This is a genomic window from Halobellus sp. MBLA0158, assembly GCF_041477585.1.
GTDB lineage: Archaea > Halobacteriota > Halobacteria > Halobacteriales > Haloferacaceae > Haloquadratum > Haloquadratum rubicundus.
Window position 1 is genome coordinate 1,535,527 of sequence record NZ_JBGNYA010000001.1, and the last position, 12,628, is coordinate 1,548,154.

Here is a 12,628-nt window from a genome sequence, read left to right on the forward strand (position 1 = left end):
TCAGTAGTAGGACAGTCCGGGGTCGGCGTTGATCGCCTGCCCCGTCATCGCGCCGCTGTCGGGACCAGCGAGAAAGGCGACGACACCGGCGATGTCCTCGGGCTCGACTACGCGATCCAGCGCCTGCTTTTCGACGTAGTCTTCGAGATACGCCTCGCCGGCCTGCTGGGACGCCTCCGACCAGGTGTAGCCCGGCATCACGGCGTTGACCCGCACGTCGACGTCGCCGACCTCGGCCGCCATCGCGCGCGTCATCGACAGCACGGCGCCCTTCGAGGCCACGTAGTGGAGGAAGCCGGGCACGCCCATCGTGACGACCGATGAAGAGATGTTGACGATGCGCCCGCCGCCCGCGAGGTCGGGGAGCGCGTGCTTCGCGGCCAGGAACGGTCCCTTCGCGTTCACCGCCATCACGGTGTCCCACTCTTCCTCGTCGATCTCGTCGAACCGCTTCTTGTCGGTCACCAGCGGCGCGTAGTAGGCCGCGTTGTTGACGAGGATGTCCGTATCGATATCTTGGAAGACGTCGCGCATCGCCGCCTCGTCGGTGACGTCGCCCTCTCGGTACTCGGCGCTGCCGCCCGCCGCCTCGATCCGTTCGACGGTCTCGCTCCCGTCGGCGACGTCGACCACGACGACGTGGGCGCCCTCGTTCGCGAGTCGCTCGGCGATGGCTTGTCCGATCCCCGTCGCCGCTCCCGTCACGACCGCGGTTTCGTCTGTGAGCATCACGCGAAGTAACGCAGGCCCGCAGTATAACGATTTGCGTCGGTCGCGGACGGTCTCACTCCTCGGACATCACGGCCACGACCGGACGCGACGCGTCCAGCAGGACCGACTGCGTGACGCTCCCGAAGAGGGCCTTCCCGACGGGCGAGCGTTTCCGCCCACCGACGACGATGTAGCGCGGGTCGACGTCGTCGGCCTCGTAGAGGATCTGCTGGGTGACGTCGCCGACGCGGCCGCGGTAGGCGGCGTCTTCGACCGCGCCGACGGTCTCCTCGGTGACGTCTTCGGCGACGCCGGCGGCGTCGCGCTTGGCGTGTTCGAGCGAGTACCCCCCGTCGCCGCTGTCGGGTCGTTTGGTCTGGTCGCCGAGTTCCCGGTAGGTGATCTCCGGGGCGAACGTCAGTGCCAGGTCCGAGGTGCTCTCGACCGACGACGACTGCTGTTCGTCGAAGACGTCACCGGGGATCACGTGGAGCACGACGAGCTGTTCGCCGTGTGCCGCCGCGAGTTCGGCCGCGACTTCGACGACTCGATCCGGGACCTGGGTCCCGTCGGTGGCTGCCAGAACGGACATATCACCGGCTTCGCGTGCCTGTGTAATAATACTCACTCAGGCCCGAGCCCGGCGGGCGCGCCTCTGCGATGGAACGGAAAACGCCGTTTCGGGGTCAGAGGACGCTGAAGTCCGCTTCCTTGCGGTACGCGAACACCTTGCGTTCGAGGGGCCGGAGGACGAGCATCTCCAGTGCGAAGACGATCACGACGAACACGACCGCCCAGGCCATCGCGGTGTCGTACTGGTAGCGCGAGAACGCCTCGATCGCGCGGTAACCGACGCCGGAGTTCGACGCGAAGATCTCCGCCTGGGTTTCGATTTTCCAGGAGATCGCCAGGCCGAACCGGACGGCGGTGAAGAGCGCGGGCGCGATGCTCGGGAGGATCATCCGGCGGAGCAACCGCCCCCGGGAGATGTCGAACGACCGGCTCATCCGGATGAGAGTGGGATCGATGTCCTCGACGCCCTTCCAGATCCGCAGCGAGATGTAGGGGAAGACGGTGACGGCGGTCGCGACGACGGGCGCCGCGATGCCGAACCCGAAGATGATCGTCGTGATCGCCGCCCACGCGATGCCCGGAATCGAGAGGGCGATGATGATGATCGGCGTCGAGAACTGCTCGCCGAAGTTGTTGATGCCCATCGCGATTCCGATGGCGGCGCCGACGAAGAACGCGCCGATGAAACCGAGGAACGTCCGGAAGAAGGTCGCCTCCATATGCGTCCAGACGACGCCGGAGGCGAGCAGTTCGACCGACGCGGTGACCGTCTCCATCGGCCCTGGGAAGAGCCCGCGGGGGAAGACGATCGTCACCAGGTACCACGCCGCGAGCCCGCCCACGAGGCCGATTATGCGGGCGGCCCAGGCGTCGCCGATGGTCGACCGGAACGGGATCCGAGACGAACGGCTGCTCGTCGCCATCGGGAGTTACACCGCGGTCCCGCGGTGGTTCGGTTCGACGACGGCGATGCCTGCCGCTCCGGTCCGTGTGGTATGTAATCGTCGTTCACGCATAGTCGGAGGCTTGCGGTATATCGACTTAATACTTTGCCTGCGGCATCGATCGGGCGATCGGGGATCACGCGATCGCGTGGAACCGGTCGATCGCCTCCTGACGGACCTTCAGGAACTCCTCGGAATCCACGTCGCGCGGGCGTTCGAGATCGATCGACATATCGTCGAAGATCCGGCCGTCGCCGAGCATCAGGATGCGATCGGAGAGTTCGATCGCTTCCGTGATGTCGTGGGTAACGAAGAAGACGGTCTTGCCGAGCTGCTGCCAGATTCGGATGAGTTCCTCGCGAAGCTCCTCGGCGGTGATCTCGTCGAGATTGCTGAACGGCTCGTCCATAATGAGGATCTCCGGGTCGATGCTGAGCGCTCGGGTGATGCCGACGCGCTGGCGCTGGCCGCCCGAGAGCTGTGAGGGGTACTTGTCGTAGTGCTCGGAGAGGCCGACCAGGTCCATGTACTCCTCGGCCAGCTCCCGGGTGTAGTCCGGGTTGTCCTCGTGAACGTATTCGATGTTCTCGACGCAGGTGTTCCACGGCAGGAGGCGCGGCGATTGGAAGACGTGCCCCAGCGTCACCTCCTCGCCCTCGCTGTTGGCCTCGAACTCGACGCGGCCCGCCGTGGGTTCGAGGACGCCGCTTATGATGTTCAGCATCGTCGACTTCCCGCTTCCTGACCGCCCGATCAGCGTGACGAACGACCCCGGTTCGATGTCGAAAGAGACGTCCGAGAAGACCGTTTCTCGACCCTCTTCGGTGTCGAACTCCTTTGTGAGGTCTCGGACGTGGATCGCGCCCGCCGCCGAGGACCCGTGGGCGATCCCTTCCACGTCGTCGCCGTCCTCGGCACCCTTGGCCCGCTTCGCCTCAGAGGCCATTCCGACCACCTCTGGAGGACGCCGGCCGGACAGACGGTGGAAGCGATGTGCAGACGGTGTGAGAACTGATTTGGCTCATAACTCTGCGCTACCATTCCTCGTGGGTGTACTTTAGGTTTGCTACGCTACCACTACCCACGCCGATCGGCCACCTTCGTGTTTCCTTCCACACGCGCGGCGGATCGGCCGAGGACCGGCCTGAGATCTGCGGGTTCGTCACCCTCACCGGAGGATTTATAATGATTGATACTGAGATGATAGCGTATGCCACGGAAGAAAGAGGCATTTCGATCAGCTAGTGGTGTAAACAGACGACGCTTCATCAAGGCGGCCGGCGCCGGGGCCGTCGCGACCACGCTCGCCGGCTGTACGAGCGGAGGGAACGGCGGCGGTTCCGGCGGCGACAGTGGAAGCGGCGGCGACTCCGACTCGGACTCCGGCGACGGAAGTACAGACAGCGGGGGCGGCGGGAGCGGAGACCTGACCTCCGTCTCCTTCGCGACGCCGCCGGTCGGGATGCCGGTCAACATCGTGATCGAGTACTACCTCGCGGCGAACGATCTCATCCAGCCGCGCTTCGAGGAGGACGGCTACCGGCTCGACTACGAACTCACCTTCGAGGACGCGACGCTCTTCGCGTCGGGACAGATCGATATGGGGACCGTGAGCTGGGTCGAAGACGCCCGACTCGGCGTCGAACAGGACCAACAGCTCGTCGCCTTCGGGAACATCGAGGGCGTGGTCTCCACGCCGTGGGTCGAGGCCGGCGGCCCCTACGATCCGGCCGAGACCGGGAGCGTCCAGGCGTCGCTCGACAAGATCGTCGAGGAGGACGCCCGGTTCGGGATTCCGGGCTGGGCCGCCGGCGCGGTCCCGCACCTCCAGAACATCCTTCAGGAGAAGTACGGCTACACGCTCGCCCAGGACGGCGGCGACTTCAACGTCCAGACGACCGAACGGGGAACGATGCCGCAACTCACCCTTCGCGGTGACCTCGCGACCGCCGTCCACTCGGCTTCCTCGGCGGGGCTCACCGAAATCGTCAACGGCGAACTCAAGCCGCTGTTGTGGATCTGGAACGAGTACCTCGATCAGGGCTGGGGTCGGCCGCCGCTCGTCAGTCTCTCCACCCGACTCGATTTCGCCGAGGAGAACCCCGAGGTCCTGCTCAATATGATCAATATGTGGAGCGAGGGCCTCAATTACGTCCAGGACAACATCCCGGACATCGCCGAGGACCCGCAGGGCCAGGAGACCCTCGAAGCGGAGAGCCAGGAGGAAGCGCGCTTCCTGATGGACCTCTTCGCGGGCAACGAGGTCAGCCAGATCGAGAGCCTCCAGCGTTCGGCGCTGTACTCCGAGGTCGGCCTCGACGAGCAGTCCGTCGAGGACGCTCGCAACGTCCTGAACGTGATGGAGGAACTGGGTCAGATCCCCTCCGGATGGCAGGACCACATCACGTTCATGACGGTCTCGGACCTGGAGGATATGGTCTGACGCGATATGAGCACGTCACAGCTAGGCGGAAGCGTCGGGCGGGCGCTGGTCGGCGACCGGCGGGTCGTCTTCGTGGAGTCGATCCTCGCGCTGCTGCTCGTCTGGGAGCTGAGCGCCCGCCTCTTCGGGATCACGGACCTCATCGCCTCGCCGATCCTCGTCGGCGTGGCGATGTACGAACTGCTCCTCAGCGGGGAGTGGGTGACGCACTTCGTCGCGTCGATGCAGCGGATCCTGTACGGTTTCGTCGCCGCGCTCGTCGTGGGTGTGATCGGCGGCATCGTCCTCGGAGTGAGTAGCTTCTGGGGGAAGGTGCTCCGGTACTACGTCCTCGTCGGGATGGCGGTTCCGGGGCTGTTCGTAGTCATCTTCACCGCGATGGCCTTCGGGATCAGCGACACGACGCCGACGCTCGCGACGGCGATCATCACCGCGCCGTTCGTCGTCGATATGATCCAGAGCGGCGTCGAGAACGTCGACTCCGACCTCCTGGATATGTCGAGCGCGTTCGGCGTCTCGCGAACCCGTGTCTACCGACGGGTGCTGTTCTCGTCGATCCTCCCCGAGGTGTTCTCCAGCATCCGGTTCACCTTCTCCGTCGCCTGGAAGGTCACCATCCTCGCGGAGGTCGTGATCTCGAACGTCGGCATCGGCTTCCTGATCCGCGACAGCCTCGGCCGGTTCTCGATGATCGGCGTGCTCCAGTACGTCGTGCTGTTCGTCGTCGTGATGATGGTCATCGAGTACGGCGTCTTCCGCAAGACCGAGGAGTACCTCTTCGCCTGGCGGGAGGACGTCAAGTCCTCGATGGGCACCGGTCCGCGGTAGCGCCTTTTCCATCTGCTGTCGCGGCGGCGCTCTTCTTCCGTGCGATCTCCCGCGCGCGTCGGTATCATTATGGTCGACTCCGCTGTGGGGTTCTCACGTTGGAGGGACATTCCGTGTCAGACCCCGATCAGACCGTAGCCGACCGCACCGCCGCCGCGAGGTTCCTGCGCGCGTTTCGCCGCCAGGGCGTCACGCGCGTCTTCGCGAACCTGGGCACCGACCACACGCCGCTGCTCGAAGCCGCCGCCGCGATCAGGCGTGAGGGACGGGACGACGAGATCCCCGAGATCGTCTCCTGTCCGCACGAGTTCGCCGCGATGAGCGCGGCCCACGGCCACGCGGTCGTCTCCGGCGAACCGCAGGTCGTCCTGGTCCACGTCGACGTCGGAACCCAGAACCTCGGCGCGGCGATGCACAACGCCCACCGCGCGAACGCGCCGGTCTTCGTGCTCGCCGGCCTCGCGCCCGTGACGGACGCCGGGCACTCCGGATCGCGCGATCACCCGGTCCACTACTTTCAGGACGTGTTCGACCAGCCCGGCATCGTCCGGGAGTACACCCGCTGGAGCGACCAGTACCGCCCGCCGGCCGATCCGGCCGAGACCGTCCGACGCGGACTGGAGCGGGCCGGCTCGGAGCCGGCCGGACCGGTCTACGTGACCGCGACCCGCGAGGCGCTCAGCGAGCCGGTGGAGGCGACGGCAACGGGCGAACCGCGGCGGGTCAGAAGCGGCGGAGCGGACGCCGCGGGAGTAGCGCGTCTCCGCGAGTTAGTCCGCGGGGCCGAACGCCCGGCCGTGATCACGAGCGACATCGGTCGCCACCCGGCCGACGAGCGCGTGTCGGCGCTCGTCGACTTCGCCGAATCTGCCGGTGCTGGCGTCGTCGAGCAGACGCCGACGACGCTCTGTTTCCCTCGCGACCACGAGCAGCACCTCGGCTTCGACCCGGAAACGGCGCTCGATCGTGCGGATCTCGTCGTCGTCGCGGACGCCGACGTCCCGTGGATCCCGAGCGGGGACGTCCCCGACACGGACGCACGGGTCGTCCAGATCGACGGCCAGCCGACGAAGCCCGCCTACCCCCGCTGGCCGTTTCCGATCGACGAGACGATCCGAGCGGACCCGGCGGCGACGCTCGAAGCGGTCTCCGGAGAGCTAGATCCCGCCGACGGCTCCACTGGGCGAGAGTTCTGGCAGGATGTCGCCGCCGAGCGTTACGCCGACGCCCGGGAGCGCCTGGAGGCCGACCGGAGTACCGAGCGGCTCACGCCGACGGTCCTCTCGGCCGCAATTGCCGACGTCGTTGACGAGGACACCGTGATCGTCGAGGACGCCGTGACGAGCCGGCCGGCGATTATGTCACAGATCCCGCTCACGGAGCCCGGATCGTACTTCTGGAAAGGCGGCGCCGGACTCGGCTGGGCCGGCGGCGCGGGGATCGGAGCAAAGCTCGCAGACCCCGACAAGCGGGTGATCTCGCTCGTCGGCGACGGCTCGTATCTCTTCGCCAACCCCTCCGCGTGCGCGCTGTTCGCCGCCGAGACCGCCGCTCCGACGCTAACCGTCGTCTACGACAATCAGGGATGGAACGCGGTTGAGGGCGCGACCACCGCACAGTACCCGGAGGGCGCGGCCGCCGAGGCCGCCGTACCGGAAAGCCACGTCGAGACCGAGATGGACCTCTCCGCGCCCGCACAGGTCGTAGACGCACACACGCGGGTCGTGCGCGACCCCGGCGACCTCGGTGAGGCGCTCGACGCAGCGGTCGCCGCGGTCGACGACGGGACGCCCGCGGTGCTGGACGTGAAGGTCGAACGGCCCTAGGGCGGAAAAAGCGACTCGGCGCTATTCCTCGACGGATCCGATCTCGACGTTGACCGTCTTCAACTGCGTGTAGTGTTCGACCGCCTGCATCCCCTTCTCGCGGCCGAGACCGCTCTTCTTGTAGCCGCCGAACGGCGTCTGCGGACGGGAGCCGGCGTACTGATTCACCATCACGCTCCCCGCCTCGATGCCGTTGGCGACGCGGTGGGCCCGGTCCAGCGTGTTCGTCCAGACGGTGGCGTAGAGCCCGTACTCGGTGTCGTTGGCCCGGCGGATCACCTCGTCCTCGTCGGAGAATTCGTAGATGTTGATGACGGGTCCGAAGACCTCCTCGCAGGAGATCTCGGCGTCGTCGTCGGCCCCCTCGATGATCGTCGGCTCGTAGAAGTTACCCGCACGGTCGGCGGGCTGGCCTCCGGTGAGCGCCGTCGCGCCGTCGTCGACGGCCGCCCGGACGTACCCGTCGATCTCTTCGAGAGCGTCCTGGGAGATCACCGGACCGAGATCGGGATTGTCCTTCCCGGCGCCGAGTTCGATCGACTCGACGGCGTCGACGTACCGCCGCTTGAACTCGTCGTAGACGTCCTTATGGACGAAGATGCGGGTCGTCGCGAAGCAGACCTGACCGTTGACGAGCGTCATCGCCTTCATCGCGCCGTCGACAGCGGCATCCAGATCCGCGTCCTCGAAGACCACGGCGGGGCTCTTGCCGCCGAGTTCCAGCACCGTGGGGACGACCTGGTCGATCGCGGTCTTGCCGACGATCTGGCCCGTCGAGACCGATCCGGTGAACGTGATCTGATCGACGCGGTCGTCGGTCGTCAGTGCCTGGCTGGTCTCGACGAGGCCGGGAACGACGTTGAACAGGCCGTCGGGCAGCCCGGCCTCGCTGGCGATCTCGGCCAGTTTGAGGATGATCCCCGGCGCGAACGGCGAAGGCTTGACCACGACGGCGTTGCCGGCGGCCAGGGCGGGCGCGACGCCGCGGAACGTGAGGAGTACGGGCGCGTTCCACGGGACGATCTGGGCGCTGATTCCGATCGGCTCCTTCCGGGTGAACGCCTGCTTCGTCTCTCCCACGGGGATGCTCTCGCCCTCGATCTTGTCTGTCATCCCCGCGTAGTAGTCGACATAATCGACGGCGCTCCCGACGAGCCCCTTCGACTGGCCGAGCGGTCGGCCGATCTCCTGCGTCGCGAGTTCGGCCAGCTCGTCGACGTTGGCTTCGAGTTCGCGGGCGACATCGCGGAGGATCCGGCCGCGCTCGATGGGGTCCATCGCCGCCCACTCCGCCTGCGCATCCCCGGCAGAGTCGAGCGCGGCGTCGACACCGTCCGGACCGGCGTCGGCGACCGACGCGATCTGTTCGCCGGTCGAAGGGTCCTCGACGTCGAAGGTGTCGTCGGACTGGTGGTAGCTCCCGTTGACGAACATCCCGCGGTGCGCTACTCGCTCTTGAGACATAGCAGAACGTTACCGAACAGTCGGTATTAGGCTTTGCCCCGCGAGGCACCTCACACCTATCGGCACTCACCAAACCTACAGAATGTTTTAAGTAGTGGTACGCCAAACGGCGAACGATGCCCGAGATCATAGACGCGACTTCGCACATTATGTCCCACGAGGCGCTCGACGAACTGGAATCGGTCCATCCCAGTTCCGAGATCGAGAGCCTCCGTAACGCTCCGCGGATGTTCGACATTGAGGGACGGGTCGACTACCTCGACGCGAACGGCATCGACCGGCAGGTGATCAACCTCGCGGCGCCGATGATCTGGCAGGGCGTCGACCCCGACGACGGCATCGAGGCCACGCGCGTCGCCAACGACGAGATCGCCCGGATCGGCGAGGAACACGACCGGTTCATCCCGACCGGCACGGTGCCGTTCCTCACCGACGAGTACGTCGACGAGGCACGCCGTTGCGTCGAGGAGTTGGGGATGAACGGCATCCAGATCTTCTCGAACATCAACGGGCGGATGCTCGACGACGATGAGTTCGAGGAGTTCTACGCCACGATCGACGACCTCGACGTCCCCCTGTGGATCCATCCCCAGCTGGCGGAGTGGCACGACTACGACAACTCCCACACGTGGATCTACAAGATGCTGGCGTGGCCGTTCGACACCAACATCGCGCTGGCGCGGCTTATCTTCTCGGGCGTCCTCGACCGCTACGAGAACATCGAAATCATCTCTCATCACCTCGGCGGCTCGTTCCCATACCAGATCGGCCGCATCCGCTCGTGGTACCAGACGCGCAAGGAAGAGCCCGAGCTGTATCAGAATCCCGCGATGGCCGACCTCTCGGAGCCGCTCGACGCGTACTTCGACCGCATCTACGGCGACACCGCGGTCAGCAGCCAGGGCGAGTCGTATCCCCTCGAATGCGGGCTGGAGTTCTTCGGCACCGACAACGTCGTCTACAGCGCCGACTACCCGTTCGGTCCCGACAAGGGTCAGTACTGGGCGACCGAGATCATCCCGCTCATCGAGGACCTCGACATCCCCGAAGCGGACAAGGAGAAGATCCTCTCGGGCAACATCAAGCGGCTCCTCGATCTGGAGTAACGCCAACCGACAGCCATCCGCCGCGGGCGAGCCATACCACCGCGGTTCCTTTTCGTGTCGGACGCGTTGCCGAGTAGGATATATTTAAGTATGTGGGTCGAACCCTTCGCTGTATGGACCCTGCAGAGATTCAAGCGTCCGGTAATCCAGTCGAAGTGCTCCGCCGCAAGGGCGGCGATTACACGGACAACTTCCCCGTCGTTCCGAACGAGATCACGAACTGGCGTGACGAGCAGCGCGCCGTGACCGAGACCGTCTCGCTGGCGAACCTCTCGCATCATATGACCTCGCTCCGCGTCACCGGCCCCGACGCGGAAGACCTACTGCGTGATCTGAGCGTCAACAGCTTCGAGAACTACGAGGTCGGCAAGGCGAAGCAGCTGGTGATGTGCAATCCGAACGGTCACATCATCGGCGACGGGCCGATGCTCAAACTCGCCGAGGACGAGTACTACAGCGCCGGGATGCTGGCGGCGAACTGGGTGCGGTACAACGTCGAGACCGGGGACTACGACGTCGAGGTCGAGACCGAGCCGCGGACCTCCGCGCAGGAGGGCGATCCCGAGAAGTTCGTCTTCCAGGTCCAGGGTCCCAACGCCAGGCCCGTGCTCGAACAGGTGACAGACGACGATCTCGATTCGATCCCGTTCTACAACTTCGATACGATCGACCTCGCGGGCGTCGAGACCATCGCGCTCGGCCACGGGATGTCCACGGAGTTCGGCTTCGAGTTCATCGGCCCCTTCGAGAAGGCAGACCAAGTGCGGGAGGCCATCGTCGAGGCTGGCGAAGACTACGGGCTCAGACAGTTGGGATCGCGGGCCTACCACACGCTCTCGGTGAAGCTCGGATGGGTCCCTCCGGGCGTGCCGCCGCTGTATAACGTCGATGAGATGGCTGACTACCGCGAGTGGCTCGACGCCGATAGCCGAGAGGCGACCTACTCCATCGACGGAAGCTTCGTCTCCGAGGACATCTCGGATTACTATATGGACCCGCTCGAACTCGGGTACGAGAAACTCATCAGTTTCGACCACGACTTCGTCGGCCGCGAGGCGCTCGAAGCGAAGGTCGAAGATCCCGACCGGACCCTCGTCTCGCTGGCTTGGGAGGAAGACGACGTAATCGACGTCTACGCGTCGCTGTTCCGCGAGGGACCGAGTAACAAGTATATGGAACTGCCGCGAATCGGCTGGGGCCGCGCGAACTACGACGAAGTACTGAAAGACGGCGAACTGATCGGTCTCTCGCACTCGCGCTCGTACGAGTACGACGTTGGTACCATCATCTCGCTGTGTAGTATCGACGTCGATCACGCCGAGCCGGGCACGGAGGTCACGCTCGTGTGGGGCGAAGAGGACTCGCCGAACCCGAAGGTCGAGCGCCACGAACAGACCGAGATCACGGCCACGGTCGGCGAAGTGCCGTACTCGCCCGATCGACGGAAGGGCGAGTAGACCAGTCGGATCGCCGTTTTTCCGGTCGTTCTCGCATTTCTCTCTCGTCGCTTCGGTTCCTGGTCGGATTCCTCCTGCGGATCTTCTGGCGATCTCGGTACCGGCGAAGCATCCATCCCGCGGCTCCGTGGGACGGAACGCGTGATCCGCCTGGAAGGTATCCCGTCCCAGGCTCAAATTCCGACAGTCTCGGAAAATAAAACACGAAAGATTGTGAACTATTACCTCGCACCCGGTAAAAATAACGTATGTACATATGTTACTTTTACCCATCACCGCTCGATTCAGGTCGAGATCACGCGACGATGCCCGTCTGCGGTGATTCGACAGTTTCGGAACGAAGAAGACGTCTGTGTGTATAGGTAACATATAACTATATTTGGATCAGACCACCGAGAACGCCGCCGTCACACGCTTCGTAAGCTGAAACCGAATTCCGAGTCTGTCGGAGGAAAATTGGGCGTTACGGGATCGCAAAGCTAACGTTTCGTGGTCCTAAATGGGATGTAAGACAATGACAAACGACGCTGTGAAATTGCGTTCGGTCCAGCGCGTCTCCGAGATTGTCGAACTGCTCCAGGAGCGCGGACCGATGGGGACCACCGAAATCACGGAGGCGTTAGACGTGCCGACGAGCACGGCCCACGACTACCTCTCGACGCTCTATAACCTCGAATATCTGGTCAAAATCGACGGGAAGTACGACCTCGGTCTCCGACTGTTAGATCACGGCATCGCGGCGCGGGATCGTCATCCGATCGCCCGCGAAGGGAAATCGACGATCGAGCAGTTGGCGAATGCGACAGGCGAGGCCGCGTGGCTCGTCACCGAGGAGCACGGAATGGGCGTCTACCTCGATTACGCGCTCGGCGAACACGCGGTTCAGACCCACGCTCGGATCGGAACCCGATCGCACCTCCACTATCTGGCTTCCGGCAAGGCGATCCTCGCGCACCTCTCCGAGGAGCGCGTCGACGAAATCGTCGACCGCCACGGATTCGCACAGCAGACAGAGCGCACGATCGACTCCCGTGAGGCACTCTCCGCCGAACTCGAGGCGACGCGGGAACGCGGCTACGCGCTCAACGACCAGGAGAACGTCGAGGGGGCGCGTGCGGTCGGCAAAGCCATCATCGTCGACGGCGAGGTCGTCGGCGCGATCAGCATCGTCGGACCGGCGAACCGCCTGACCGATCACCAGCTGAAAGACGGCATCGTCGATCAAATCCTCGGTGCCGCGAACGAACTGGAATTGAAACTCAGTCAGGCGTGAGGC

At 64.8% G+C, this 12,628-nt stretch carries 11 protein-coding genes; 6 read left to right on the forward strand and 5 right to left on the reverse strand.

Features of this window, described 5'->3' with window-relative positions; genetic code table 11:
- From OS889_RS07965 to OS889_RS07980, 4 genes are all read right to left on the reverse strand, one after another.
- Window positions 1–729 (reverse strand): SDR family NAD(P)-dependent oxidoreductase, encoded by a 729-nt coding sequence (locus tag OS889_RS07965; protein ID WP_372388812.1) that lies wholly within the window; start codon window positions 727–729, stop codon window positions 1–3.
- A 55-nt stretch (window positions 730–784) separates the two neighbouring features.
- Window positions 785–1,303 (reverse strand): universal stress protein, encoded by a 519-nt coding sequence (locus OS889_RS07970; RefSeq protein ID WP_372388814.1) that lies wholly within the window; start codon window positions 1,301–1,303, stop codon window positions 785–787.
- A gap of 94 nt (window positions 1,304–1,397) precedes the next feature.
- On the reverse strand, window positions 1,398–2,207 hold the full coding sequence (locus OS889_RS07975) for an ABC transporter permease (protein WP_372388816.1): 810 nt from the start codon (window positions 2,205–2,207) through the stop codon (window positions 1,398–1,400).
- A gap of 157 nt (window positions 2,208–2,364) precedes the next feature.
- Window positions 2,365–3,174, reverse strand: a complete 810-nt coding sequence (locus OS889_RS07980; protein WP_372388818.1) for an ABC transporter ATP-binding protein — start codon at window positions 3,172–3,174, stop codon at window positions 2,365–2,367.
- A 264-nt stretch (window positions 3,175–3,438) separates the two neighbouring features.
- Between OS889_RS07980 and OS889_RS07985 the strand changes: the two genes are divergently transcribed.
- From OS889_RS07985 to OS889_RS07995, 3 genes are all read left to right on the forward strand, one after another.
- Window positions 3,439–4,671 carry a twin-arginine translocation signal domain-containing protein gene (locus tag OS889_RS07985; RefSeq protein ID WP_372388820.1) on the forward strand — a complete coding sequence of 411 codons (1,233 nt, stop codon included), beginning with the start codon at window positions 3,439–3,441 and terminating at the stop codon, window positions 4,669–4,671.
- A 6-nt stretch (window positions 4,672–4,677) separates the two neighbouring features.
- Complete coding sequence (locus tag OS889_RS07990; protein WP_372388822.1) at window positions 4,678–5,499, forward strand: ABC transporter permease; 822 nt, start codon at window positions 4,678–4,680, stop codon at window positions 5,497–5,499.
- A gap of 113 nt (window positions 5,500–5,612) precedes the next feature.
- On the forward strand, window positions 5,613–7,325 hold the full coding sequence (locus OS889_RS07995; protein WP_372388824.1) for a thiamine pyrophosphate-requiring protein: 1,713 nt from the start codon (window positions 5,613–5,615) through the stop codon (window positions 7,323–7,325).
- A gap of 21 nt (window positions 7,326–7,346) precedes the next feature.
- Here the strand turns inward: OS889_RS07995 and OS889_RS08000 are convergent, their stop codons facing one another.
- Window positions 7,347–8,789, reverse strand: a complete 1,443-nt coding sequence (locus tag OS889_RS08000) for an aldehyde dehydrogenase family protein (protein WP_372388826.1) — start codon at window positions 8,787–8,789, stop codon at window positions 7,347–7,349.
- Between the two features lie 116 nt (window positions 8,790–8,905).
- On the opposite strand from OS889_RS08000, the gene OS889_RS08005 reads away from it, so the two are divergent.
- From OS889_RS08005 to OS889_RS08015, 3 genes are all read left to right on the forward strand, one after another.
- Window positions 8,906–9,895 carry an amidohydrolase family protein gene (locus OS889_RS08005; protein WP_372388828.1) on the forward strand — a complete coding sequence of 330 codons (990 nt, stop codon included), beginning with the start codon at window positions 8,906–8,908 and terminating at the stop codon, window positions 9,893–9,895.
- Between the two features lie 113 nt (window positions 9,896–10,008).
- Window positions 10,009–11,352 carry an aminomethyl transferase family protein gene (locus OS889_RS08010; RefSeq protein WP_372388830.1) on the forward strand — a complete coding sequence of 448 codons (1,344 nt, stop codon included), beginning with the start codon at window positions 10,009–10,011 and terminating at the stop codon, window positions 11,350–11,352.
- Between the two features lie 514 nt (window positions 11,353–11,866).
- Entirely contained in the window at window positions 11,867–12,625 is a 759-nt protein-coding gene (locus tag OS889_RS08015) for an IclR family transcriptional regulator (RefSeq protein ID WP_372388832.1), read from the forward strand.
- Window positions 12,626–12,628: the final 3 nt, after the last annotated feature.